Source organism: Leifsonia sp. Root227, from assembly GCF_001428745.1.
Taxonomy (GTDB): Bacteria; Actinomycetota; Actinomycetes; order Actinomycetales; family Microbacteriaceae; genus Leifsonia.
Genome location: NZ_LMIO01000002.1, coordinates 639,814 through 663,070 on the forward strand (window position 1 = coordinate 639,814; position 23,257 = coordinate 663,070).

Genomic DNA, 23,257 nt, shown 5'->3' on the forward strand with positions numbered 1-23,257 from the left:
CTACGTTAGGCGCTCAGTCTGGACGATTCAGGCACGGAGCCTGGCAAAGTCGTGTGTGCGGAGGTGCCGGTCAGCGGCCGGCGGGGCCGGACGCGGCCTCCTCCGCCGCCTCCGCGCGGTGCGCTTGCTCGGCCGCCTCGTCCGCCGCATCCATGCGCTTGTCGGTGACCCAGAGCATCCCGAGCAGCAGGCAGACGACCACGACGCCCATCGTGAGGAACACCGCAGGGAGTCCGAAGAACTGCGCGATCACGCCGCCGAGGGCGGCACCGAGCGGCATGGTTCCCCAGGCGACGAGGCGGTATGCGCTGTTGAGCCTGCCGAGCAGGCGGTGCGGGGTGATGCGCTGCCGCAGCGAGACGGTGATCACGTTCCAGATCGACACGGTGATTCCGCCGAGGAAGAACGCGGCGCCGATGATCACCGGGTTCGTCGTGAACGCAGGGGTGGCGACCGTGAGCACGCTGCCGAGGATGGTGAGCGCGAGTGCTTTGGCGCGCCCGAGCCACCGTTCAGCACCCTCCGCGGCGAACGAGCCGAGGACACTGCCGAGGGCGGAGGCGGTGAGCAGGAGGCCGTAGCCGGGGTCGGTGAGCTTCATCGCGGAGTTCGGGCCGACAGCGTAGAGCACCAGGACGGTGAAGGTGGCGCTCGACGCCAGGTTGAACATGCCGACCATGATCGCCAGGACGCGCAGGACCGTGTTGCTCCAGAGGAACCGCAGCCCTTCTGCGATGTCGGCGCGGATGGTCGTGGCTCCGGTGTGGCCGGTGCTGAACCGCCCGCGGACCAGCAGGAGCATCCCGATGGCGAGCACCCAGAGCAGGACGGGCGCACCGAACGCCACGGCGATGCCGGACGCGACCAGGAAGCCGCCGAGGGGAGGGCCGACGAACTGATTGGTGGTGAGCTCGGCCGCGTAGAGGCGGCCGTTGGCGCGGGAGAGCGCATCCCGGTTGACGAGCTGGGGGAGGATCGACTGCGAGGAGGTGTCGTAGATCGTCTCTGCGACGCCGACGAACAGGGCGATGGCGTAGAGCATCCAGATGGACCCCGCCCCGATGATCGCGACCACGACGAGCACGGACAGCAGGGCAGCGCGGGCCGTGTTCGCCCAGAGCATCAGGCGGCGGCGGTCGAATCGGTCGGCGAGCGCGCCTGCGGTGAGCGCGAAGAGCAGCCAGGGCAGGGTGAACGCGAAGCCGAGCCCGGCGATGAGCGCCGGTGACTCCGTGTAGCGGATCGCGACGAGCGGGAGGGCGACCTTCATGACGCCGTCGGCCAGGTTGGAGAGGGCGGACGAAGTCCACAGCTTCCAATACGGAGCGCCGAGCCGGATGGTCATGAATGTACGATCGCACATCGATTGAGAAAACTCAATCGATTCGAGAAAGCTGGATTCAGCGATAGACTGCGGGCATGAGCGAGAGCGAGACCGTACCCGGCGTGCACCCCGTCGACGCCAAGCGCCGCCCGGCGACCGCCAAGGAGGCGAAGGCGTTCGCGCATCCCCTCCGGGTGCGGATGGTGCGCCTCTGCGGGCAGTACGAACTCACGAACAAGCAGCTCGCCGACCGGCTGGGCGTCGACCCAGGCACCGCGCATTACCACGTGCGCCAGTTGGTGGATGCAGGTTTCCTCGAGCCGGCGCCGGTGCGCACGGGGGAGAGCGGGGCGCTGGAGAAGCCGTACCGCTCCACCGGCCGCAGCTGGTGGCTGTCGGATGCGCTCGACGTGTCGGACACGAGCGAGGGCTTCGCGCCCGTCGAGGCGTTCCAGCAGGAGCTCGCGGAGGCCGGCCCATCGTCGATCGCGACCTACGCGCGCTTCTCCCTGCACCTGTCTCCGGAGGACGTGGCGGAGTTGGACCGCCGCATCGTCGCGGTGATCGACGACTACGTCGAGACCGACGACGAGCGACGCGACCTGCCGGTGCACGGCGGGATGTTCCTGCTGCACCGCTCCGCGGACTGAGCGCGCGACGGCGGCCCTGGATGCGCATCCAGGGCCGCCGTCGTCCGTTCGCCCTCCGTCAGCTCCAGGGCGACGGCGCCGGGGGCGCGACCACCGGAGGCCGGTCGTCGCAGGTGATCGTGTTCGGCAGTTCCCACGGCGCCAGCCACGGGCCGGTGGTGCCGCCGCCGTCGTTGCCGCCGAGGTCCGCGATCGAGAACTCCGACCCTGCGGGGGTGAAGTTGAACGACCCGCAGTTGTTCACTCCGACGGCGCCGACGTTTCGCGCATCCACGTTCTGGAACGACGCGCTGCCTGCGCTGCGCGCGCTGAGCACGGAGGTTCCCGTGCCGTCGACGCGGATGTCGCGGAAGTGCACATTCGTGATCGAGTACTGGTCTTTGACGGGGAAGTCGGTGACCAGCATGATCGCGTTGTACGTGTTGTCGAGGAAGTTGTCCCCGACCACCTGGATGTCCGCGTCGATATTGCGTTCGAGCGCGTAGAACCAGATGGCGCCGAGCCCGATGTTCCAGTTGAGCTCAAACGTGCCGGCGCGCACCGTCGTGTTGTTCGTGATCCAGAGGTGTCCGGTGAACGGCTCTGCCCCGAAGCGCGAGCCGACCTGGATCGCGCTTCCCTCGCGGAGCGGGTCGGCGACGAGGTTGTTCGAGACCGTGTTGTCCGCGCCGCCGTAGATCGCGATCCCGTTGGCGAGGGTCGGGGTCTGGACGGTGTTGTGGTCGAACGTGTCGCCCGTGTCCGCCGTCTTCTCCGACCACATGGCGAGCCCGTCGTCCCCGGTGTTGCGGATGAGGTTGTTGCGCACCGTGGATGCGGTCACGCCGGTGTGGAAGTTGATCCCGTCGGCGATCTGGTCGGCGATCACGGAGTTCGTGATGCTGAGGTTGTGCATCGGGCCGTCGAGCCAGATGCCGACCTTGGTGTGGTGCAGGTAGAGACCGTCGATCGTGGAGTCGCTGAGCGCGCCGCCGATGGCGTTTACCTGGTCGATATCGATGCGTTCGCGCACGTCGCCCTGCACGGTGAACCCGGACAGGTGCACGTTCGTCGAGCCGCCGGCCGACGCATCCTTGCCGTAGAAGCCGACGCCGGTGTGGGTGGAGCCGTCCGGCGCGGGCGTGGCGAGGGCGACCTCGTGGCCCGTGATGATCGTGTACCAGCTGCCTGCGCCCTCGATGGTGACGTTGTCCACGATGATGTGCCTGTTCACCTGGTAGGTTCCCGGCGGCACGTACACCTTCAGGTGCGCCTTCTTCGCGAAGGCGATCGCCTTGTCGAACGCGGCGGCGGAGTCGCGGCGGCCGAAAGGGTCTGCGCCGAAGGCGAGCACGTTCGAGGCGATGAGCCTGACGTGCGGGGCTCCGACGAGCTGCGAGTCCAGCAGGTCGATCGTGGTGGTCGCGGCCGGCGTGCCTGCCGGCGCGGTGAGCCTGATCCGGTCGCCCGCCTTGTACGTGCGCCCGAGGAGCAGGCGCTGCTCGTCGTAGAAGTGCATCGGCCGGAACGGCTTCTGGATGACAGGGGCGGGCGTCGTGGCGCTCGGGACGCAGGCGCACTCGGTGATCCACCAGTCCGGATGCAGCAGGTCCGCGTTCGGGTCGTTGGTGAATGAGTACTGGTTGTAGAGCCAGGAGTACTGCGAGGTGAGCGTCATCGTCTGCTTCGCGCCGCCGTTGACGGTGACGGCGAGCGGCGCGGTGATCCCGCCGCCGGTCGGGGAGTCGGGGATGCTGTACCGCACCGTGATCGCGTTGGTCGCGGCGGGGAGGGTGAACTCGACGTACTGGCCGGGGGTGAGCGACACGGCGGAACGGCCGGACGCCTCCGCGGGGAGCGTGTACGCCGCGCGGTCGGGGCCGATGACCGTTCCGGTGGTGGATGCGTTCTCCGCCTCCTGCTCGGAGATGCCGAGATCGGCGCCGCGGCCGGCGCTGAGCGCGGGGGAGAGCGCGGCGCGCGTGACGGGGGTCGGAGCCGCAGGTGCGGCGGGTGCGGTCTGGGCTGCTGCCGGCGCGGTGAAGCCGACCAGGGAGGCGGCGATCGCGACGGCTGCTGCGGAGGCGAGCATGGTGAGTGGTGGGCGCATCCGGTGCGTGCGGGGCGTGCGGGATGCGGTGGAGGTGCTGGTCATCGTCGACGGTCCTCTCGTTGGATCTGCCCGACGATACGACCTGGCCGGTCGCCGTCACAAGAGAAACATGAGAATTGTCTGAGAAAAGTCGAGAACTTGCAGCAAGAGCGCAAACGACCGCAATTCTTGCGTCGTGATGGGCGTAAACACGAAACCTCCGCGCTGAGGCGGAGGTTTGTGTTTGATTTCTATTGGGGTGAGTAACGGGGCTTGAACCCGCGACCTCCTGGACCACAACCAGGCGCTCTACCAACTGAGCTATACCCACCATGTCTTCGTCCGGAATTCGGTCCCGATCAAAGCAACTCGACGATTCTATTACATCTGAGCCGCCCATTTTTCCACTACGCCCGCCGACACGCTTTGGACGTGCTCCGTGGTGGGTCCAGGTTCGCCCACAAAGGCGGCACGGCGGTAGTAATCGAGCTCCCGGATGGATTCGAGAATGTCGGCGAGCGCGCGGTGTCCGCCGTGCTTCTCTGGCGCGTTGAAGTAGATGCGTGGGTACCAGCGGCGGGAGAGCTCCTTGATGGAGGAGACGTCGACGCTGCGGTAGTGCAGGTGGTTGTCGAGGCGCGGCATGAACTTGGCGATGAACATCCGGTCGGTGCCGATCGTGTTCCCGGCGAGCGGTGCCGTGCGCGCGGTCGGTGCGAACTTGAGGACGTACTCCAGCACCTCGTACTCGGCCTCGGCCAGGCTCTTGCCGCCGGGGATCTCCTCCAGCAGGCCGGAGGTGGTGTGCATGTCGCGGACGAAGTCGTTCATGTGTTCGAGCGCGGACGGGTCCGGCTTGATGACGATGCTGAGGCCGGGGTCGAGCACATTCAGTTCGAAATCGGTGATGACCACCGCGATCTCGACGAGTTCGTCGACCTCGAGGTCGAGTCCGGTCATTTCACAGTCGATCCAGACCAGACGATCCGAGGAATTTGCCATGCCGAAAGTCTAGTGCTGGCCTCCGACGGGCCGAGGCACCGGCCGTTTGGCCGGCATCCCGTCTCCGGCGGAGATGCGCCGCATCCGCCTGGCCGCCCAGGGGATGGCGTACACGCGCAGCCAGGTGCGCAGCGGTATCTCCTCCGGCGGAGGCGCCGGTTGCTCCGTCGCGGTGGTCGCCGCGATCTCCGCGTACGGCACGCCGAGCGTGTGCGCGGCGTGCGCGGCGAGCAGGCGGTGGCCGCGCGCGCTGAGGTGCACGCGGTCGCTCGCCCACATGCTGTTGTCCTGGAACTCGCGGACGCCCCAGACGTCGAGCACGATCGCCTGGTGGTCGCGGGCGATGCTCCAGATGTTGGCGTTGAAGACGGCTGCGCGTCCGCGGAACGGCTTGAGGAAGAACGCGAACTGCGGGTCGAACAGGTTCGCGAGCAGCACGGTCGCGCCCGTGGCTCGCAGCGACCGGATGCCGCTGTCGAGCCGGGAGGCGAGCGCATCCGGGTCGGCGGCGGGGCTCATCAGGTCGTTGCCGCCGACCATCACGGAGACGAGGTCGGGGCCGAGGCGCAGCGCATCCGGCACCTGGTCGTCGACCACGTCGGCGATGCGTCGGCCGCGCACGGCGAGGTTGGCGAACTCGAACGGGTGGCCGGCGAGGCGAGCGTCGCCGTCGAGGATGGCGGCGAGGCGGTCCGCCCAGCCGATCCACCCGCTGGTGGGCGCAATGCCCTGCGGCGGCGGGGCGTCGCACAGGCCCTCGGTGATCGAATCCCCGAGGGCGACGTACCGGGTGAAAGCGGTTCGGCTCACCCTTCAGATTCTGCCGACCGTGTCCGGCCGGAACGCGACGACAGCGGTGGATGCGCGCGATGGTCTCCTGATGTTCCCCGGACGTACACTGAGATCGTGGATTCGACATCGCCCGTTGGCCGTCCCGTCATCGACGAGAAGGCCGTCCGGCTCACCCTGTACACCTCGGCGTTCTGCGAACCGTGCATGCAGACGCGTGCGGTGCTCGCCGAGGCGGCGAGGCTGGTGCCGCAGGTGACGGTGACGGAGTTCGACGTCGCCCGCAACATGGAGAGCGCGGAGGCCGATCGCATCCGGGTGACGCCGACCGTGATCGTGAGCACGCCATCCGGGGATGAGGTCTTCCGTGCCGAGGGCGTGCCGACCTTGCAGCAGGTGCTCGTGGCTGCCGCCAAGGCGGTGTGAGCGGAACGGGAGCGCACCAGGCGCGACGAACCGTGAGGCTCCCGGCGGGACGTGCACAGCGGTGCCCCCGGCAGGAATCGAACCTGCGACCAAGAGATTAGAAGGCTCCTGCTCTATCCGCTGAGCTACGGGGGCGTGGTTTCCACGATACCGTAGCTGCCTGGCTCAGAGCGTCGCGCCGCTTTTGCCCGCCCTGTTCACGATGGCGATGGTCGGGCGGCGTCCGCGGAGACCGAAGCGGAGCCGCAGGCTCGCGCTCCTGGCGATCAGCAGCGCGATCACGATGGCCGCGATCGTGGGGACGATACCCGAGATCATCATGGCCGTGTGCGGACCGACCTCTTCCACGACCCACCCCATGAACGGGCCGCCGAGCGCCTGGCCGCCGAGCAGCACCAGGATGTAGAGCGAGATGACCCTGCCCCGGATCTGCACGTTCGACGACATCTGCACGAGCGAGTTCGCGGCCGTGATGAACAGCAGGTTGCCCACGCCGATCCCGATCAGGAGCACGCCGAACGCGATCTCCGACGGCGCGAAGCCCGCGAGCGCCTGCACGATGCCGAGGGCGGCCGCCGTGCCGACCACCATGCTGAGCCGCACGCTGGTGCGACGCGTGGAGGCGAGCGCTCCGACGAGCGCACCGGCGGCGACGAGCGCGTTGAACATCCCGTAGCCCTGCGCGCCGACGTCGAACACGTTGTTCGCGTACGCGGCGAGGAACACCGGCATGTTGAACGCGAACACGGCGAGGATCGCGACCATGACGACCGTCCAGAAGATCACCGGCTTGCGGCGCACGTACCGGATCCCCTCCGCGAGCTGCCCCTTGGCGCGGGGCACGGCGGGGGAGTGGTGGAGCTGGGAGCGGTTGAGCGAGAGGAGCGCTCCGACGACGGCGAGGCAGGCGACGGCGTTGATGACGAACGACCAGCCGCCGCCGACGGCGGTGATGAGGATGCCGCCGACCGCGGGACCGATCAGGCCCCCGAGCTGGAAGATCGAGGAGTTGAGGCTGATCGCGTTGCGGAGGTACATCGGCCCGACCAGCTCGTTCACGAAGACCTGGCGCGTCGGGTTGTCGACGACGGTGACGAGTCCGAGCAGGAACGAGATGAGGTAGACGTGCCACACCTGGGTCACCCCGGTGAGGGTGAGGGTCGCGAGGACTCCGGCGAGGATGGCGGCACAGGACTGGGTGACCACGAGGATCTTCTGCTTGTTGTACCTGTCGGCGATCACTCCGCCGTGCAGGCCGAGCACGAGCATCGGCATGAACTGCATGAACACGGTGACGCCCACCGCGGCGACGCTGCCGGAGAGCTGCAGCACCAGCCAGTCCATCGCGATGCGTTGCATCCACACGGCCGTGTTGGCGACCAGGTTGCTCGCGGCGAACTTGCGATAGTTGGGGACTCTCAGCGAGACGAACGTCTCCCGCCACGGCGGGCGGGTGCTGAGGACGGGCATAGGGCCGGTTGGTGGGGCTGCTGCGGTGGAGTTGGCCACGTGTATTCCTGCGTATCGAGTTTCGTATGAGGTTTCTGCACCTTCGACGTTACGCAATCTGAGCTATTCTTGCTGCGAATTGAAGCTATAACTCCTATTGGATTACCGAATGGATGCGTGATGTTCGACCCCGTGCTCCTCCGCACCTTCCTCGCCGTGGCAGACACGCACAGCTTCACGAAGGCGGCCGCCAGGCTCGGCATCAGCCAGCCGACCGTGAGCCAGCACGTGCGCAGGCTGGAGTCGGCGGCCAAGCGGCAGCTGGTCGCCCGCGACACCCGGGATGTGCGCCTCACCGACAACGGGGATGCGATGGCGGGGTTCGCGCGGACCATCCTCGCCGCCCACGCCGAGGCCGATCGCTACTTCAGCGGCTCCGCGATGCGCGGGCGGCTGCGGTTCGGAGCGGCGGACGACCTGGCGATCACTACGCTCCCGCGCATCCTGCGGCACTTCCGGCAGCAGCACCCGCAGATCAACCTGGAGCTCACCGTCGACCAGTCCGGCCCGCTGCACAGGCGGCTGCAAGCGGGGCACCTCGACCTCATCTTCATCAAACAGAACCCCGGCACGACAGAGGGCACCGTGGTCGCGACGGACGAGCTGGTCTGGATGGGGCAGGAGAAGACGGTGCTCGAACCGGAGCAGCCGGTTCCGCTGATCGCCTATCAGGGGCCGAGCATCAGCCGGCAGATCACCATCGACGCGCTGGAGGCGGCTGGCCGCACCTGGCGGATCACCTGCAACACGCGGGAGGTCAACGGGGTGCTCGCCGCGGTGCGGGCCGGCATCGGGGTCGCGGTGTTCCCGCGCTCGCTCATCCCGACCGACCTCATCAAGGTCACCAACCGCTTCGCGCTGCCCGACCTCGGCCACGTCGACTTCACGCTCCTCTCCAACCCCGCCGCCGCCCGCGAGCCCGTGGATGCGCTCACCACCGCCATCCTCGCCCGCGCCGTCACCCGCATCCCCTGACCCCTGGCCCCCTGACCCCCTGACCCCTGATCATCGAGTCCGGACTTATGCAGGCGACACGCCGGCGCGAGGCGTGAACAACTCCCGGCTCGATTGCTGCGAGAGGCGGAAGGCGGGTCAGCCGACGATGGGGATGCGGTCGGGGTCGGCGGGGCGGATGCCGCCGTCCGTGGAGCGCTTGCGGAGCGCGAGCGCGATGATCGGGAAGGCGAGCACGGAGAGCATCCCCGCCCCGACGAGGGCGGTGGCCGTGCCCTTCTGCAGGTCGCCCTCCGCGAGACCGATGTTGGTCACGGCGACGATGATCGGCAGGCCCGTGGCGCTGAACAGGGTCAGCGCGCTGCGGTCGGCGAACGTCGACCCTGCCGGCGCGGCGAGCGAGCCGGGCAGGCCGCGCACGATCAGCATCAGCAGGAGGAAGATCGGCAGCAGGAGCAGCGCGTGCGGGTCGGTCACGAGCGCCCGCAGGTCGAAGCCGATGCCCGTGTTGATGAAGAACACCGGCACGACGACGCCGAACGCCACCGCCTCCAGCTTCCCCTCCACGAGCTTCGCGTCCTCCTTCTTCGCCCCGGAGAGCAGCACGCGGCAGATCACTCCGGCGGCGAACGCGCCGAGCAGCATGTCGAGCCCGAGGGCGAGGCTCAGCCCCACCAGCGCGGCGATCACCATCACGATGAAGCGCACGGCGAACTGACCGCTGGTGTGCAGCGTCGCCCGCACCAGGCCGTGGAACCGCTCGTGCCCTCCGCGCGACGCGAACCACACCGCCGCCCCCGCGATCACGGCGAAGCCGATCAGCACCAGCGCGGCGGCGAGAGGCTTGCGTCCGCTCAGGAACAGCGAGATCGCCAGCAGCGGCCCGAACTCGCCGACAGCGCCGACCGCGGTCACGGCGCGGCCGAACGGGGTCCGCAGCTCGCCGGCATCCCGCAGCACCGGCATCAGCGTGCCGAGCGCCGTCGAGGTGAGCGCGATCCCGACGTAGACGCCGGCAGGCACAGTCGGCGACAGCACGATCCCGAGCACGACGCCCGCGACGAGCGAGATCAGCCAGCCGAGGGATGCGCGTTTGAGCGGCCGACCCTTGATCGACGCGAAGTCGATCTCGTTCCCCGCCATGAAGAACAGGAAGGCGAGCCCGAAGTTGGCGAACGAGTCCAGCGCATCCGATTTCGGCACCCAGCCGAGCACCGCGGGCCCGATGAGCAATCCGAGGACGATCTCGAACACCACGAGCGGGATCTTCGCGACCCTTCCGACCGCCGTCGCCAGCAACGACGCCAGCACAGCGAGGACCGGAACGAGGACGATGCTTGCGACGGCAGGCTCCATGCGCCGATGCTACTCGCGGCGCACCTTCGGCGGTCGTTCACACGGTCGAAACGCACCGGGGATATGGTGATGACCATGCGTGAACTCCAGGCCAGAATCATCGACGAACTGAACGTGAGCCCCACCATCGACCCAGCGGCCGAGGTCGAGAAACGTGTCGGCTTCCTCGTCGAATACCTGACGACGACCGGTGCGTCCGGTTTCGTCCTCGGCATCTCGGGCGGACAGGACTCGTCGCTCGCCGGACGGTTGAGCCAGCTCGCGGTCGAGCGGCTGGCCGAGCGCGGCGTCGACGCCGAGTTCATCGCCGTCCGCCTTCCGTACGCCGTGCAGCACGACGAGGACGATGCGCAGCTCGCTCTCTCGTTCATCAAGCCGCAGCGCACGGTGACGTTCAACATCCAGCGCGGCGTCGACGGCATCGAGGACGAATACCTGGATGCGATCGGCGACGACATGTCGGACTTCAACAAGGGCAACGTCAAGGCGCGCGCACGGATGGTCGCGCAGTACGCCATCGCGGGGCAGCGCAAACTGCTCGTCGTCGGCACCGATCACGCGGCGGAGGCGGTGACCGGCTTCTTCACCAAGTACGGCGACGGCGGCACGGATGTGCTCCCGCTCTCCGGCCTCAGCAAGCGCCAGGGCCGAGCACTCCTCGAGCACTTGGATGCGCCGGCCCGCCTCTACACCAAGGCCCCCACCGCGGACCTCCTCGACCACAACCCCGGCCAGACCGACGAGGACAACCTCGGGCTCAGCTACGCCGACATCGACGCGTTCCTGGAGGGCGAGGACGTTCCGGACGAGGTCGCATCGGCGATCGAGGCGCGCTATCTCGCGACGGAGCACAAGCGCCGCGTGCCCGCCAGCATGTTCGACGAGTGGTGGCACCGGCGAGGCGACTACTCGCGCTGAGGACCGCTCGACGGCGAATGGTGCCGGATTGCCGCGTGCACAGTGTGCGTACGGCGGTCCGGCACCATTCGTTCGTCTGGATCAGACGCGGTGCTGGGTCAGACGGGCTGGTTGAGCTTCGACGTCGGAGCAGTGTCGGAGCCGACCGTGTCCGTGGCGTCTGTCCTGTATGCCGGGTCCGTCGTGTATGCCGGGACGGGCGTGGCGGCGGGGGACGCATCCACCGTGCCGGTGGCCGACGCGGGAACGAACTGCTCGTGGTGCTGCTGGGCGACCCACGCGTCCTGCTGCGCGATCAGCGTGCGGTCGGTGTCGGTGTTCTCGAACCGCCAGCGCTCCAGGTCGCCCTGGAAGATCTTTCGGGCGCGGCGCGGCTTGTTCTGCCACTCGATGAGGCGGTCGCGGAACTCCGCGATGGCCGGGTCGAGCTGGTAGCCGAACGTCGCAGACGCGCGCTTCATCTCGGCGAGCTGGTGTCCAGCCCAGTTCGCGGCGATGCCTGAGCCCTTGATCGGGAGGAGCCGAACCATGATGTCGGCCTGGCCGACGGCGCGGTCGGAGAGCACCTGCTCGCCCGGGGTGAGCGAGTTCCAGACGGAGGCCTCCGTCGCAGCGTCGACGAGCGCCGCGATGGCGGACGCCTTCTGCTGGCGGTCGGTGCGGGAGAGCAACCCTTTGACCGCGCTGCGCGCGATCCAGGCGCCCAGCAGCCCGGCAATGATCACGGCGACGGCGAGGACCGCCGCGTTGAAGACCACCGGCTGCGCGTCGGACGAAGTGAGCCAAGCCACGAAATCATTCCACCACTGCATGTCGTGATGTTAACCTCGACGGACTCTCATCTCCGGCACGCCGCTCCGGGTGTCGCGGACTCGTGACGAAGCCCGTGACCGCATCCAGCGCCCGCTGCTACTCGAGGTGTTCCGTGCCGTGCACCGCGAACGGTTCGATCCGCTCGATCTCGTCCGCACTGAGGGCGGGCGCTTCGAGTGCTGCCACGTTCTGCTCCAGCTGCCCGACACTGGATGCGCCGATCAGTGCGCTCGTGACGCCCGGCTGCCGCAGCACCCAGCTCAGGGCGAGCTGCGCGAGCGACTGGCCGCGGGAGGCGGCGATGTCGTTGAGCGCGCGGGCGCGTTCGAGGTAGACGGGACTGAGCTGCTTCTCCGAGAGGAAGTGGCTGGTCGCCGCGCGGGAGCCGGCAGGCACGGTGCCGTCCAGGTAGCGGTCGGTGAGCATCCCCTGGGCGAGCGGGGAGAAGACGATGCTGCCGGCGCCGACCTGCTCCAGCACGGGGAACAGGCCGTCCTCGATGTGCCTGTCGAACATCGAGTACCGCGGCTGGTGGATGAGGAGGGGCACGCCGTGGGCTGCGAGGGCGTCTGCCGCAGCGAGGGTCTGCTCCGGCGAGTAGTTGGAGATCCCGGCGTAGAGCGCCTTGCCCTGCTTCACGGCGGTGGCGAGGGCCCCCATCGTCTCCTCGATCGGGGTCTCGGGGTCTGGCCGGTGGGAGTAGAAGATGTCCACGTAGTCGAGGCCGAGGCGGCCGAGGCTCTGGTCGAGCGACGACAGCATGGATTTGCGGGAGCCCCACTCGCCGTACGGGCCGTTCCACATGAAGTACCCGGCCTTGGTGGAGATGACGATCTCGTCGCGGTACGGCGCCAGGTCTTCGCGCAGGATGCGCCCGAAGTTGGTCTCGGCCGAACCGGCTGGCGGACCGTAGTTGTTGGCGAGGTCGAAGTGGGTGATGCCGAGGTCGAACGCGCGCCTGACGATCGCGCGCTGCGTCTCGATCGCGCGCTCGTCGCCGAAGTTGTGCCAGAGCCCGAGGGACAGGGCGGGGAGTTTCAGTCCGCTGCGTCCGCTGCGGTTGTACGTCATCGTCTCGTAGCGGTTCTCCGCTGCTCCATAAACCATGTCTTCATCGTAGGAGAACGCCGGGGTTGCTCCTGCACAGCTCTGCACAGGCGAAGGTGCGCGGGACTTCTCCACAGATTCGGGACGGCCCAGCCAATGGGATCACTCCCCGCCCAGACTCGAACCACCAACCGAGCCACCCTCGTCCATCAGGAGCAGCATGAACGACATCATCACGGTCAGCGGCGTCGTCGCGACCGATCCACGCCACCTCGTCACGGACGAGGGGCTCTCCGTCACGAGTTTCCGTCTCGTCACCTCGAGCATCGCCGACCAGGGGGATGCGCGTGCCAGACCCCGCACGAGTTCCAATTGGTACACGGTCACCACATACCGCCAGCTCGCCTCCAACGTCGCAGGCTGTGTCAGCCGCGGCGATCCGCTCCTGGTGTCCGGCCGTCTGAGAGTGCGCGAATGGTCGGAGGACGAGGAGGAGGGCGATTGCGGGGTCTGCGCGGAGATCGAAGCGGATGCCCTCGGTCACGACCTCGGCTGGGGGAGCGCGGCGTTCGTGCGGACGGTCGACGTTTGCTCAGCCACGGCTGCCTAGAATGAGAGATAACGATTTGAGCGCTGCCGTCAGGCAGCGGCCCGCCAGGGCCGACAGTCCAGCGACGGAGAGCGATGCCCCACCTGACCAGTCCCCACTCGGCCGGTCCTCACGACATCCGGCGCGTCGGCACGCAGAGGCGGCTTCTCGTCTCTGCGGCGGGCGCCCTGCTCGTCGCCGGTGCCCTCGCCGGGTGCGTCGGCGGCACGCCGGCGCCCACCACGGCCGCCCCGTCCGTGTCGCAGACCCCGACCTCCAGCGCACCCCCTGCCGCCGAGCCGGCCCTCGTTCCCGGTGGCACGGCGGAACAGAACCTGCCATTCTTCGACAAGATCAACAAGGCCACCCTCGCGGCCAACCCCGCCGCGAAGGGACGTGACTTCGTCGACGCCCTCGTCGCCGCCGGGTTCGACAAGTCGGCGATGCAGCTCACGGTCGACACCACCACGATCGGCCTGGCCGCCAACTCCATCCAGTTCTCGGTCAAGCTCGGCGACACCTGCCTGATCGGCCAGAACGGCGCGGACGCTGGCGGCTACAGCAGCATGACCACCCCGGTGCTCGGCAACGGCGGCTGCCTGATCGGCCAGACCCGCGCGATCGACTGGTAGCGGCGGGCGCCCTGCCCTCACCCTCGTCATCCTCCGAATAGACTGGACCTCATGGCCGAATACATTTACTCGATGGTGCGCGCCCGCAAAGCGGTCGGCGACAAACTGATCCTGGACGACGTCACGATGGCGTTTCTGCCCGGTGCGAAGATCGGTGTCGTCGGGCCGAACGGCGCCGGTAAGTCGACCATTCTCAAGATCATGGCGGGACTCGACACCCCGAGCAACGGTGAAGCGAAGCTCACCCCCGGTTACAGTGTCGGCATCCTGATGCAGGAACCCGTTCTCGACGAGAGCAAGACCGTGCTCGAGAACGTCCAGGAGGGCGTCGGAGAGATCAAGGCCAGCGTCGACAGGTTCAACGAGATCTCCGCACTGCTTGCCGACCCGGACGCCGACTTCGACACGCTGCTCGCCGAGATGGGCACCCTGCAGGAGCAGATCGACGCCGCGGACGCCTGGGACCTCGACTCGCAGCTCGAGCAGGCGATGGATGCGCTCCGCTGCCCGCCGGGCGACTGGCCGGTCAACACGCTCTCCGGCGGTGAGAAGCGCCGCGTCGCGCTCTGCAAGCTGCTCCTGCAGAAGCCGGACCTCCTGCTCCTCGACGAGCCGACCAACCACCTGGATGCGGAAAGCGTGCTCTGGCTGGAGCAGCACCTGGCGAAGTACCACGGTGCCGTCCTCGCCGTCACGCACGACCGGTACTTCCTCGACCACGTCGCCGAGTGGATCGCCGAGGTCGACCGCGGCCACCTGTACCCGTACGAGGGCAACTACTCCACCTACCTGGAGAAGAAGCGCGAACGTCTCGAGGTCGCAGGAAAGAAGGATGCGAAGCTCGCCAAGCGCCTGTCAGAAGAGCTCGACTGGGTGCGCAGCAACGCCAAGGGCCGTCAGGCCAAGTCCAAGGCCCGTCTCGCCCGTTACGAGGAGATGGCAGCGGAGGCGGAGCGCACCAGGAAGCTCGACTTCGAGGAGATCCAGATTCCACCGGGGCCGCGCCTCGGCCAGGTCGTCATCGACGCGAAGAACCTGGAGAAGGGATTCGGGGAGCGCAAGCTCATCGACGGGCTCACCTTCACGCTCCCGCGCAACGGCATCGTGGGCGTCATCGGCCCGAACGGCGTCGGCAAGACCACGCTGTTCAAGACGATCGTCGGTCTCGAACCGCTCGACGGCGGCGACCTGAAGATCGGCGAGACGGTCCAGATCTCCTACGTCGACCAGTCGCGTGGCGGCATCGACCCGAACAAGACGCTCTGGGAGGTCGTGTCGGACGGGCTCGACTACATCCAGGTCGGCAAGACCGAGGTGCCGTCGCGTGCGTACGTGTCCACCTTCGGTTTCAAGGGTCCTGACCAGCAGAAGAAGGCCGGCGTGCTCTCCGGTGGTGAGCGCAACAGGCTCAACCTGGCGCTCACGCTCAAGCAGGGCGGCAACCTGCTGCTCCTCGACGAGCCGACCAACGACCTCGACGTCGAAACCCTGTCGAGCCTGGAGAACGCGCTGCTCGAATTCCCCGGCTGTGCCGTGGTCATCACGCACGACCGGTGGTTCCTCGACCGCATCGCCACGCACATCCTCGCCTACGAAGGCACGGAGGAGGACCCGGCGAACTGGTACTGGTTCGAGGGCAACTTCGAGGCGTACGAGGAGAACAAGATCCAGCGCCTCGGGCCGGACGCCGCCAAGCCGCACCGTTCCGCGTACCGCAAGCTCACGCGCGACTGACCCGTTCGATCAGCGCCCAGGGCTCGACAAGCGCCCAGGACTCGACCAGTACCCAGGAAAGGCTGCCCGCGATGCGACTGCATGTTCCGATCAAGCTCAGGTGGAGCGACCTGGATGCGTACGGGCACGTCAACAACGCCGAGATGCTGCGGCTCCTCGAAGAGGCGCGCATCGAGGCGTTCTGGATCACGGACGACGCCGAGGAGGCGGTCGGGGGCTCGACCGCCGTCCTCGACGGACGCCCTGGCGCTGACACGCTCACGCTGATCGCGCGGCAGGAGATCGAGTACCTCGCCCCCATCCCGTACCTGAGGCAGCCGCTCGACGTCCAGCTCTGGCTCGGGCGGCTCGGCGGGGCGAGCCTGGAGGTCTGCTACGAGGTCCGGTCGCCGGTGGGCACCGAGCCGGACACGCTGTTCTCGCGGGCGGCGACCACGATCGTGCTGGTGGATGCCGCCAGCCAGCGTCCGCGCCGAATCAACGAGCGCGAGCGGGCGGCCTGGACGCCGTACCTCGACGAGCCGGTGCAGTTCACCAAGCGCGCGTAGCTCGTCCCTCCCGCCCTACTTCGTCACGGTCACCGTTGTGCCGGACAGCGTGGCGGTGAGCTTCGGCAGCGGCTTCTGAGCTGGGCCGCCCAGCACATCGCCGGTGGCGGCGTCGAAGCGGGAGCCGTGGCACGGGCAGTCGAACTCCGTGCCCTGCGGGGCGACCGTGCATCCCTGGTGGGTGCAGACCGCACTGAACGCGACGACCTTCCCCTCCGTCGGCTGGGAGACGACGATCGGCGCCGAGCCCATCTTCGCCGAGACCGCGCCTCCCACCGGGATCGAGGAGAGCGGGACCGTCACCTCGCTGTCCGAGCCGGACGCCACAGGATCGGCGCCTGCGCCGCCCGGGGTGCACGCCGTGAGCAGCAGCGCGCCAGCACCGACGACGGTGGCGCCGCCGATGGAGACGATGGTGCGGCGGGTGAGCGGTGTCGAGTCGTTCATGCGGGGTTCCTCCCGGTCGGCGTAGCTTTCTCTTACGGTATGCACGATTCGGCTGTGCGTTTCGGTTCAGAGGCCAGTGTCGCCGATGAACCTTTTCGCAGCCTGTCCCGTGTCTGTGGTGGAGGTGTTCATGCCGAACGAGGATGCGCGGTTGCTGCGCGAGCTGCACGACCAGCACGCGCAGGCCGTCTGGCGTTACGTCGTCCACCTCACCGGCGACAGGGCCATGGCCGACGACATCGTGCAGGAGACGCTGCTTCGGGCGTGGAAGAAGCCGTCCGTGCTCGACCAGTCGCAGTCGTCCGCACGCGCCTGGCTCTTCACGGTGGCGCGCAACCTGGTCATCGACCAGAAGCGCAGCGCCCACAACCTGCACGAGTACGGCACCGATGTGCTCCCCGAACGGGCGAACGACACCGCGACAAGCGAGTCCGATGCCGTCCTCGACGCCTGGCTGGTGTCCGACGCGCTGGCCGAGCTGTCCGTCGAGCACAGGGCCGTGATCGTGCACGCATACTACGGAGGACGCTCGATCGCCGAGATCTCGCGCGAGCTGGACGTTCCGGAGGGGACGGTCAAGTCGCGCATCCACTATGGTCTGCGAGCGCTTCGTCTCGCCCTGCAGGAAAGGGGAGTGACGGAGCGATGACGAATCACGAGGAGTTCGCCACCTGGGACGGCGCATACGTGCTCGGCGCACTGTCGCCGGCCGACAGGCGCGCGTACGAGGAGCACTTGCGCACCTGCCCGCTCTGCACAGACTCGGTGTCGGAGCTCGCCGGCCTGCCCGGTCTGCTGCGCCAGGTGACGACGGAGGAGGCGTTCGCGCTGCTCGACACGGCCCCGGATGCGCAACGACCGTCAGCGCCCGTGGAGTCGGCACCGGATGTGCTTCCGGCGCTGCTGAGCGCCGCACGCCGTCGTCGCACGCGCACCCGCTGGTGGACGGCCGGTTCCTTCGCGGTCGCCGCCGCGATCGTCGCCGTCGCCGTGTTCGCGCTGCCCGCCGTGTTCGCGCCCGGCGCAGCGGAGAACGGGACGAACGTTGCGATGTCGCAGGTGGAGCCGAGCGCGCTGTCCGCCGACCTCACCCTCGTGACGGAGCCCTGGGGCACACGGATCGAGTCGCGCTGCAGCTACGCCGAGGTGAGCGGCAGCGAGGACAAGACCTGGGCGTACGCGATGGTCGTCACCGACCGCTCCGGCAAGCAGACCCAGGTCGCCACCTGGAACGCCGAGGCGGGAAGCACCGTGAAGCCGACAGGCACGACTAGCGTCGCGAAAGCGGACATCGCATCCATCGACATCCGCTCGGCCACAGACGGCACGGTGCTGCTGAGGAGCACGTTCGGGTAGCTGGCGAACGACGGTCCAGGCGCCCTACGGCGTCGGCACCCGCACCATCGCCTCCTGCGCCACGCTCGCCACCAGGCGGCCGTCGCGGCTGTAGATGCGGCCGAGCGCGAGTCCGCGGCCCCCGCTGGCGCTCGGCGACTCCTGCGCGTACAGCAGCCACTCGTCGACGCGTGCCGGGCGGTGCCACCACATCGCGTGATCGAGGCTGGCGGCCTTGAGCCCTGGCGTCGCCCAGGCGACGCCGTGCCTGCGCATCACGGACTCCATGATCGTGTAGTCGCTCGCGTACGCCAGGGCGGCACGGTGCAGGTCGGGGTCGTCCGGCAGCGAACCGATCGACCGGAACCACACCGCCTGGTGGGCGACGTGCTCGCCTTCCACCTTCAGATAGATCGGAGACGTGATGTGGCGGATGTCGAACGGCCGCTTGCTCGCCCAGTACTGGGCAACAGGATGCTCGACATCCTCCAGAGAATCCGCCGAGTTCGGCAGCGTGTCGGGGTCGGGGATGTCGGACGGCATCTCCACCTGGTGGTCGAGCCCCTCGTCCTCGTCCTGGAAGGACGCGATCATCGACAGGATCGGCTGCCCGCTCTGGTACGCCTGGGTGCGGCGGGTCGAGAACGACCGGCCGTCGTGGATGCGGTCGACAGAGAACGTGATCGGCAGATTCACGTCGCCGGGGCGCAGGAAGTACCCGTGCATCGAGTGGATGGCGCGCTCGTCGGCGACGGTCCTGGATGCGGCCACGATCGACTGCGCGAGCACCTGCCCGCCGAAGACGCGACCGAGGGGCATCCACTGGGAGGGGCCGGTGAAAATGTCCTCACTGGTCCTCGCTCCGGTGTCCGTCAGATCGAGCGCGGTCAAAAGGGATGCCAGGGGCTCGGTCACAGTGCCTCCATCGAGTTCTCTCTTGGTAGTTTAGACAGCAGAATGAGCCAGTCATTTTCTCTCGTGGATTCCCTTGCCGTCGCCGACCTGCAGACATACCTGTCCAGGGCGGCCAGAGTCGAGGAAGGGTCGGTGCGCCTGATCGGTGGGTCGGGGGTGCTCGCCGTCTATTCGGCGATCCTGTATCCGCGCGGTCTGCTCGACCAGACGCCGACGGTCCTCGGCCTGCGCACCTTCGCGATCGTGCAGGGCGCCGACTTCGACGCCGTCGTTCCGATCCGGTCGCTGCTCGACCGGCTGGCGCGTATCTCGGAGGCGATCGAGCCTGCGCCGGGCGTCGGCCCGGTGGAGATCCGGATGCCGCTCGAGGTGTCAACGGTGACCTGGGCAGGCATCTCGCCACCGCGGGGCGGCTGGCGCCCGGTGGGGGAGACGACCGTCGAGCTGCTGCAGCGCACGGCGCGGGACGGCATCGCCGAGGTGGCGGAGTCGATCCCGACGGGCACGGGCGAGCAGCTCGTCCAGCGGGTGAGGGCCGAGGTGTGGGGCAGGCCGATCGACGCGCTGGAGTACGTGCCTGCCGGTGCGGCGTTCGCCGCCGAGAGCCTCGGCTTCCTGGCGGACGGCGAGCCGGTGAGCATCCTCGAGACAGGACCGTGGACACGCCTCACAACGAAGCGCGGCCACACCCTGGTGCGCCGCCAGGCCTGGAGCCTGCGCGCCTGACCCTGCGCGCCGCCCTCCGTGTGGACGGAGGTGGCTAAGCGGACGCCGCCGCGCGCCCGGCCTGACGGCCGCTGAACAGGCAGCCGCCGAGGAACGTGCCCTCCAGAGCGCGGTAGCCGTGCACTCCGCCGCCTCCGAAGCCGCTCGCCTCTCCCGCCGCGTACAGCCCGGGGATGGGGGAGCCGTCCGCGCCGAGGACCCGCGCATCCAGGTCGGTCTCAATACCGCCGAGGCTCTTCCGGGTGAGGATGTGCAGCTTCACTGCGATCAGCGGCCCCGCCTTCGGGTCGAGGAGCTTGTGCGGGCTGGCCACCCGGATGAGCTTGTCGCCCCTGTACTCCCTGGCGCTGCGGATCGCGGCGAGCTGCAGGTCTTTGCCGAAGTCGTTGTCGAGCTCGCGGTCGCGCTCCCGGATGTGCTTGGCCACCAGGTCGACGTCGAGCGGCACGTCGGCGAGCTTCTGCATCCCGGCCAGCAGCTCGTCGATGGTGTCTGCGACGACGAAATCGGCGCCCTTCTCCTTGAACGCCTCCACAGGGCCGGGCGCGCCAGGGCCGACGCGCTTGGCCAGCAGCCGCACATCCTTGCCGGTGAGGTCGGGGTTCTGCTCGCTGCCGGACAGCGCGAACTCCTTTTCGATGATCTTCTGGGTGAGCACGAACCAGCTGTAGTCCGAGCCGACCTTGCGGAGGTGTTCGAGCGTCCCGAGAGTGTCGAACCCGGGGAACAGCGGCACCGGCAGCCGGTCGCCGCGCGCGTCCAGCCACAGCGACGACGGGCCGGGCAGGATGCGGATGCCGTGCTGCGCCCAGACAGGGTCCCAGTTCTGGATGCCCTCGGTGTAGTGCCACATCCTGTCGCCGTTGATGAGGTGGGCGCCGGCCTGCTCCGCGATCCCGAGCATCCGGCCGTCGACGTGCGCAGGCACGCCGGAGAGCATGTGCTCCGGAGGCGTTCCGAGGCGTTCCGGCCAGGCGGCGCGGACGAGGTCGTGGTTGCCGCCGATGCCGCCACTGGTGACGATCACAGCGCCGGCGCGCAGTTCGAAGTCGCCCACCTGGTCGCGGTTGCTTGCTGCGCCCCGCGCCGCGCTGTCCTCCGCGAGCACGGCGCCGCGGACGCCGGTGACCCTGCCGTCCTCGACGATCAGCTCGTCCACCCTGTGGCGGTGCAGCACGGTCGCCGCTCCCGTCGCCACACCGTCCGCCAGGCGGGCGGCGAACGGCGCGACCACGCCAGGGCCGGTTCCCCACGTGATGTGGAAGCGCGGCACCGAGTTTCCGTGGCCGCCTGCGCCTCCGGAGCCGCGCTCCGCCCAGCCGACGATCGGGAAGAAGCGGACGCCCTTCTCGTGCAGCCAGGCCCGCTTCTCTCCCGCGGCGAACTGCAGGTACGCCTCCGCCCAGCGGCGCGGCCAGTGGTCCTCGTCGCGGTCGAAGCCGGCGCTGCCGAACCAGTCCTGCCTGGCGAGGGCGAGCGAGTCGTGCACGCCCATCCTGCGCTGCTCAGGCGAATCGACGAGGAAGAGCCCCCCGAACGACCACCAGGCCTGGCCGCCGAGGGAGGCCGCAGGCTCCTGCTCGACGATCGTGACGGTCTTGCCTGCGTCGAGGAGCTCACCGGCGGCGACGAGCCCGGCGAGGCCGGCTCCGACGATGATGGCGTCCGGCTGCGACGGGGTTCGGGTCATCCTGTGTCTCCTTCGGCACGATTGTTCCGAGAGTACCGAATTCAGTCCTCGAAGGTGTTCACCATCGCGTGTGCGGCGCGCTCCAGATACGACCACAGGGTCTCTTCCGCAAGCGGGGGCAGGGCGAGCTCGTCGACGGCCGCGCGCATGTGCAGCAGCCAGCGGTCGCGCGCATCCGGGTTGACCTTGAACGGCATGTGCCGCATCCGGAGTCTGGGGTGTCCGCGCTGCTCGCTGTATGTGCCTGGGCCGCCCCAGTACTGCTCCAGGAACATCGTGAGCCGTTCAGCGGCAGGGCCGAGGTCGTCCTCCGGGTACATCGGCTTCAGCACGGGGTCGTCGGCGACGCCTCGGTAGAAGGCGTCGACCAGGCGACGGAACGTCTCGCGCCCGCCGATCTGCTCGTAGAACGTGGATGCGGTCTCCGCGCCGGGGTCCGACGTGGGACGCGGGGGAGTCGGCTGGATGGGGATGGTCATGTCACTCCGCCGGTGGCTTGGTCTTGGGGGCGTCGTCGTCTGCGGCTGCCGGCGGCCTGGCGGCCCCCGGTGTCTTGGGCGTCTGGCCAGTGGTGGGCTTGGTGGCACGCGGGGTCGTCGGCGTCTCGACCGTTGCCGGCTTCGCGGTGCCGGACTTGGCGGCGCCAGTGGACTTCGGCGTCTGGCCGGTGGCGGGCTTGGCCGCCTTCGCGTCGCCCGCCGCCTTCGGCTCCGTCGTGGTCTTCACGCCGGCGATCCGCAGCGCGCGCGGATCGGCGGGAGCCACACCGGAGCGCTTCGCCGCCGCGCGCGCCTTGCGGCCCTTGAGCACCGGCGCCTCCGGCACCACCGGAGTCGGTCTGGTGCGCGGCGGGTGGGCTCCCGTGACGCTCGCCGCGCTGTCGAAACCGCTCAGCACGATCGCGTTGAGCGACGGCAGCTTCACGTCCATCTCGTCCAGCGCGTTCTTGAGGCGCACGCGCAGCTCGCGGGACACATCGTCCTTCGCCGTCGTGCGGGTCTTGATGACGATCCGGATCACCATCGCGTCGGCCGAGATCGACTCCAGGCCCCACAGCTCCGGCTTCTCCAGGATGCGCGACCGCCACTTCGGGCTCGTCGCCAGCGCCGTCGCCGTCTCGAGCATCTTCGCCTCGACCGCTTCCACATCCACGTCGTACGGAACGGCCAGGTCGATGATGACGCGCGACCAGCCCTGCGACATGTTGCCGACGCGAAGGATCTCTCCGTTGCGCACGAACCAGAGCGTTCCGTTGACGTCGCGCACCTGAGTGATCCGGATGCCGACCGCCTCCACGACTCCGGTCGCCGACCCGAGGTCCACGACGTCGCCGACGCCGAGCTGGTCCTCCATCACCATGAACAGCCCGTTGAGCACGTCCTTCACGATGTTCTGCGCGCCGAAACCGAGGCCGGCGCCGATCGCCGCGGACAGCAGCGCGAACGACGTGAGCGCGTTGGGGGCGAGCACCCCGATCACCATGACGATCGCGACGATGCCGATGGTCACGTTGACGATGTTGCTCAGCACGGAGCCGAGCGTCCTGGTGCGCTGCACGACGCGCACGGCGGCCAAGGGGGATGCGGGGAGCGCCTGCGTGTCCGTGACGTTTTGGTTCTTCTTGACGCCCGTGACGATCTGCCGCACCACGCGACGGATCACCAGCCGAAGGATCCAGCTCAGCAGGAACGCGCCGACGATGATCGCCGCCACGTTCAGGAGCACCAGCCCGCTCGCGACGGCCCACGTACCGATGTTCGTCCAGAAATCCATCTTCACCAT

At 68.5% G+C, this 23,257-nt stretch carries 24 protein-coding genes and 2 tRNA genes; 11 read left to right on the forward strand and 15 right to left on the reverse strand.

Annotated elements, in window-relative coordinates; all coding sequences use genetic code 11:
* Positions 1-70: 70 nt before the first annotated feature.
* Positions 71-1,345, reverse strand: coding sequence for an MFS transporter (locus ASE16_RS07890; protein WP_055893290.1), 1,275 nt, complete (start codon positions 1,343-1,345; stop codon positions 71-73).
* A gap of 74 nt (positions 1,346-1,419) precedes the next feature.
* On the opposite strand from ASE16_RS07890, the gene ASE16_RS07895 reads away from it, so the two are divergent.
* Positions 1,420-1,974 carry an ArsR/SmtB family transcription factor gene (locus ASE16_RS07895; protein WP_055893294.1) on the forward strand — a complete coding sequence of 185 codons (555 nt, stop codon included), beginning with the start codon at positions 1,420-1,422 and terminating at the stop codon, positions 1,972-1,974.
* A 58-nt stretch (positions 1,975-2,032) separates the two neighbouring features.
* Here the strand turns inward: ASE16_RS07895 and ASE16_RS07900 are convergent, their stop codons facing one another.
* The 4 genes from ASE16_RS07900 to ASE16_RS07915 form a co-directional block, all read right to left on the reverse strand.
* Positions 2,033-4,108: a glycosyl hydrolase family 28-related protein gene (locus ASE16_RS07900; RefSeq protein ID WP_235500416.1), complete on the reverse strand. Its 2,076-nt coding sequence runs from the start codon at positions 4,106-4,108 to the stop codon at positions 2,033-2,035.
* Between the two features lie 192 nt (positions 4,109-4,300).
* Positions 4,301-4,376 (reverse strand) — tRNA-His (locus ASE16_RS07905).
* A gap of 50 nt (positions 4,377-4,426) precedes the next feature.
* A complete protein-coding gene (gene orn, locus ASE16_RS07910; RefSeq protein ID WP_055893298.1) occupies positions 4,427-5,047 on the reverse strand; it encodes an oligoribonuclease in 621 nt (206 codons plus the stop codon).
* Between the two features lie 9 nt (positions 5,048-5,056).
* A complete protein-coding gene (locus tag ASE16_RS07915; protein ID WP_055893301.1) occupies positions 5,057-5,857 on the reverse strand; it encodes an SGNH/GDSL hydrolase family protein in 801 nt (266 codons plus the stop codon).
* A gap of 96 nt (positions 5,858-5,953) precedes the next feature.
* Between ASE16_RS07915 and ASE16_RS07920 the strand changes: the two genes are divergently transcribed.
* Positions 5,954-6,262 carry a thioredoxin domain-containing protein gene (locus tag ASE16_RS07920; protein WP_055893304.1) on the forward strand — a complete coding sequence of 103 codons (309 nt, stop codon included), beginning with the start codon at positions 5,954-5,956 and terminating at the stop codon, positions 6,260-6,262.
* Between the two features lie 62 nt (positions 6,263-6,324).
* On the opposite strand, the gene ASE16_RS07925 is transcribed toward ASE16_RS07920, so the two are convergent.
* Together ASE16_RS07925 and ASE16_RS07930 are read right to left on the reverse strand one after the other, a co-directional pair.
* Positions 6,325-6,397: transfer RNA gene (locus ASE16_RS07925), tRNA-Arg, on the reverse strand.
* 30 nt (positions 6,398-6,427) lie between these two features.
* Positions 6,428-7,732 (reverse strand): MFS transporter, encoded by a 1,305-nt coding sequence (locus tag ASE16_RS07930; protein ID WP_055893307.1) that lies wholly within the window; start codon positions 7,730-7,732, stop codon positions 6,428-6,430.
* Between the two features lie 159 nt (positions 7,733-7,891).
* Here ASE16_RS07930 and ASE16_RS07935 point away from each other — a divergent pair, with 159 nt between their 5' ends.
* Positions 7,892-8,746, forward strand: a complete 855-nt coding sequence (locus ASE16_RS07935; RefSeq protein WP_055893310.1) for a LysR substrate-binding domain-containing protein — start codon at positions 7,892-7,894, stop codon at positions 8,744-8,746.
* 117 nt (positions 8,747-8,863) lie between these two features.
* On the opposite strand, the gene ASE16_RS07940 is transcribed toward ASE16_RS07935, so the two are convergent.
* A complete protein-coding gene (locus tag ASE16_RS07940; RefSeq protein ID WP_055893313.1) occupies positions 8,864-10,081 on the reverse strand; it encodes a cation:proton antiporter in 1,218 nt (405 codons plus the stop codon).
* Between the two features lie 75 nt (positions 10,082-10,156).
* Between ASE16_RS07940 and nadE the strand changes: the two genes are divergently transcribed.
* The gene (gene nadE / locus ASE16_RS07945; RefSeq protein WP_055894419.1) at positions 10,157-10,999 is read left to right on the forward strand and encodes an ammonia-dependent NAD(+) synthetase; all 843 of its coding nucleotides are present in this window, start codon (positions 10,157-10,159) and stop codon (positions 10,997-10,999) included.
* Positions 11,000-11,097: 98 nt separating this feature from the next.
* On the opposite strand, the gene ASE16_RS07950 is transcribed toward nadE, so the two are convergent.
* Together ASE16_RS07950 and ASE16_RS07955 are read right to left on the reverse strand one after the other, a co-directional pair.
* Entirely contained in the window at positions 11,098-11,790 is a 693-nt protein-coding gene (locus ASE16_RS07950) for a hypothetical protein (RefSeq protein ID WP_235500418.1), read from the reverse strand.
* Positions 11,791-11,908: 118 nt separating this feature from the next.
* Entirely contained in the window at positions 11,909-12,919 is a 1,011-nt protein-coding gene (locus ASE16_RS07955) for an aldo/keto reductase (protein WP_055893318.1), read from the reverse strand.
* A 160-nt stretch (positions 12,920-13,079) separates the two neighbouring features.
* On the opposite strand from ASE16_RS07955, the gene ASE16_RS07960 reads away from it, so the two are divergent.
* From ASE16_RS07960 to ASE16_RS07975, 4 genes are all read left to right on the forward strand, one after another.
* Entirely contained in the window at positions 13,080-13,469 is a 390-nt protein-coding gene (locus tag ASE16_RS07960; protein ID WP_055893322.1) for a single-stranded DNA-binding protein, read from the forward strand.
* Between the two features lie 74 nt (positions 13,470-13,543).
* Positions 13,544-14,080: a DUF6993 domain-containing protein gene (locus ASE16_RS07965; RefSeq protein ID WP_055893325.1), complete on the forward strand. Its 537-nt coding sequence runs from the start codon at positions 13,544-13,546 to the stop codon at positions 14,078-14,080.
* Between the two features lie 51 nt (positions 14,081-14,131).
* A complete protein-coding gene (gene ettA, locus ASE16_RS07970) occupies positions 14,132-15,814 on the forward strand; it encodes an energy-dependent translational throttle protein EttA (protein WP_055893330.1) in 1,683 nt (560 codons plus the stop codon).
* Between the two features lie 71 nt (positions 15,815-15,885).
* Positions 15,886-16,362, forward strand: coding sequence for an acyl-CoA thioesterase (locus tag ASE16_RS07975; RefSeq protein WP_055893335.1), 477 nt, complete (start codon positions 15,886-15,888; stop codon positions 16,360-16,362).
* Between the two features lie 15 nt (positions 16,363-16,377).
* Here the strand turns inward: ASE16_RS07975 and ASE16_RS07980 are convergent, their stop codons facing one another.
* Positions 16,378-16,809 carry a ubiquinol-cytochrome c reductase iron-sulfur subunit gene (locus ASE16_RS07980; protein ID WP_055893337.1) on the reverse strand — a complete coding sequence of 144 codons (432 nt, stop codon included), beginning with the start codon at positions 16,807-16,809 and terminating at the stop codon, positions 16,378-16,380.
* Between the two features lie 130 nt (positions 16,810-16,939).
* Here ASE16_RS07980 and ASE16_RS07985 point away from each other — a divergent pair, with 130 nt between their 5' ends.
* Positions 16,940-17,458 (forward strand): sigma-70 family RNA polymerase sigma factor, encoded by a 519-nt coding sequence (locus tag ASE16_RS07985; protein ID WP_200949590.1) that lies wholly within the window; start codon positions 16,940-16,942, stop codon positions 17,456-17,458.
* Positions 17,455-18,165 (forward strand): anti-sigma factor family protein, encoded by a 711-nt coding sequence (locus ASE16_RS07990; RefSeq protein ID WP_055893340.1) that lies wholly within the window; start codon positions 17,455-17,457, stop codon positions 18,163-18,165. Before ASE16_RS07985 ends, ASE16_RS07990 begins: the two co-directional genes overlap by 4 nt.
* Positions 18,166-18,189: 24 nt before the next feature.
* On the opposite strand, the gene ASE16_RS07995 is transcribed toward ASE16_RS07990, so the two are convergent.
* Positions 18,190-19,059 (reverse strand): acyl-CoA thioesterase, encoded by an 870-nt coding sequence (locus ASE16_RS07995; RefSeq protein ID WP_200949591.1) that lies wholly within the window; start codon positions 19,057-19,059, stop codon positions 18,190-18,192.
* A 42-nt stretch (positions 19,060-19,101) separates the two neighbouring features.
* Here ASE16_RS07995 and ASE16_RS08000 point away from each other — a divergent pair, with 42 nt between their 5' ends.
* Positions 19,102-19,785 (forward strand): hypothetical protein, encoded by a 684-nt coding sequence (locus ASE16_RS08000; protein ID WP_055893343.1) that lies wholly within the window; start codon positions 19,102-19,104, stop codon positions 19,783-19,785.
* A 34-nt stretch (positions 19,786-19,819) separates the two neighbouring features.
* Here ASE16_RS08000 and ASE16_RS08005 read toward each other — a convergent pair whose 3' ends face one another.
* Genes ASE16_RS08005 through ASE16_RS08015 form a run of 3 tightly spaced genes read right to left on the reverse strand, consistent with a single transcriptional unit; the run spans position 19,820 to position 23,257 of the window.
* On the reverse strand, positions 19,820-21,475 hold the full coding sequence (locus ASE16_RS08005) for an FAD-binding dehydrogenase (RefSeq protein ID WP_055893345.1): 1,656 nt from the start codon (positions 21,473-21,475) through the stop codon (positions 19,820-19,822).
* 41 nt (positions 21,476-21,516) lie between these two features.
* Positions 21,517-21,954 (reverse strand): globin, encoded by a 438-nt coding sequence (locus tag ASE16_RS08010; protein ID WP_082581308.1) that lies wholly within the window; start codon positions 21,952-21,954, stop codon positions 21,517-21,519.
* Between the two features lies 1 nt (position 21,955).
* The gene (locus ASE16_RS08015) at positions 21,956-23,257 is read right to left on the reverse strand and encodes a mechanosensitive ion channel family protein (protein ID WP_157480208.1); all 1,302 of its coding nucleotides are present in this window, start codon (positions 23,255-23,257) and stop codon (positions 21,956-21,958) included.

Bases quoted from the DNA above. Each gene is read 5' to 3' on its own strand.
- ASE16_RS07890 (WP_055893290.1), bottom strand. From the start codon at position 1,345: ATGACCATCCGGCTCGGCGCTCCGTATTGGAAGCTGTGGACTTCGTCC.
- ASE16_RS07895 (WP_055893294.1), top strand. From the start codon at position 1,420: ATGAGCGAGAGCGAGACCGTACCCGGCGTGCACCCCGTCGACGCCAAG.
- ASE16_RS07900 (WP_235500416.1), bottom strand. From the start codon at position 4,108: ATGACCAGCACCTCCACCGCATCCCGCACGCCCCGCACGCACCGGATG.
- orn (WP_055893298.1), bottom strand. From the start codon at position 5,047: ATGGCAAATTCCTCGGATCGTCTGGTCTGGATCGACTGTGAAATGACC.
- ASE16_RS07930 (WP_055893307.1), bottom strand. From the start codon at position 7,732: ATGCCCGTCCTCAGCACCCGCCCGCCGTGGCGGGAGACGTTCGTCTCG.
- ASE16_RS07935 (WP_055893310.1), top strand. From the start codon at position 7,892: ATGTTCGACCCCGTGCTCCTCCGCACCTTCCTCGCCGTGGCAGACACG.
- ASE16_RS07940 (WP_055893313.1), bottom strand. From the start codon at position 10,081: ATGGAGCCTGCCGTCGCAAGCATCGTCCTCGTTCCGGTCCTCGCTGTG.
- nadE (WP_055894419.1), top strand. From the start codon at position 10,157: ATGCGTGAACTCCAGGCCAGAATCATCGACGAACTGAACGTGAGCCCC.
- ASE16_RS07955 (WP_055893318.1), bottom strand. From the start codon at position 12,919: ATGGTTTATGGAGCAGCGGAGAACCGCTACGAGACGATGACGTACAAC.
- ASE16_RS07960 (WP_055893322.1), top strand. From the start codon at position 13,080: ATGAACGACATCATCACGGTCAGCGGCGTCGTCGCGACCGATCCACGC.
- ASE16_RS07965 (WP_055893325.1), top strand. From the start codon at position 13,544: ATGCCCCACCTGACCAGTCCCCACTCGGCCGGTCCTCACGACATCCGG.
- ettA (WP_055893330.1), top strand. From the start codon at position 14,132: ATGGCCGAATACATTTACTCGATGGTGCGCGCCCGCAAAGCGGTCGGC.
- ASE16_RS07975 (WP_055893335.1), top strand. From the start codon at position 15,886: ATGCGACTGCATGTTCCGATCAAGCTCAGGTGGAGCGACCTGGATGCG.
- ASE16_RS07980 (WP_055893337.1), bottom strand. From the start codon at position 16,809: ATGAACGACTCGACACCGCTCACCCGCCGCACCATCGTCTCCATCGGC.
- ASE16_RS07985 (WP_200949590.1), top strand. From the start codon at position 16,940: ATGCCGAACGAGGATGCGCGGTTGCTGCGCGAGCTGCACGACCAGCAC.
- ASE16_RS07990 (WP_055893340.1), top strand. From the start codon at position 17,455: ATGACGAATCACGAGGAGTTCGCCACCTGGGACGGCGCATACGTGCTC.
- ASE16_RS08000 (WP_055893343.1), top strand. From the start codon at position 19,102: ATGAGCCAGTCATTTTCTCTCGTGGATTCCCTTGCCGTCGCCGACCTG.
- ASE16_RS08005 (WP_055893345.1), bottom strand. From the start codon at position 21,475: ATGACCCGAACCCCGTCGCAGCCGGACGCCATCATCGTCGGAGCCGGC.
- ASE16_RS08010 (WP_082581308.1), bottom strand. From the start codon at position 21,954: ATGACCATCCCCATCCAGCCGACTCCCCCGCGTCCCACGTCGGACCCC.
- ASE16_RS08015 (WP_157480208.1), bottom strand. From the start codon at position 23,257: ATGGTGAAGATGGATTTCTGGACGAACATCGGTACGTGGGCCGTCGCG.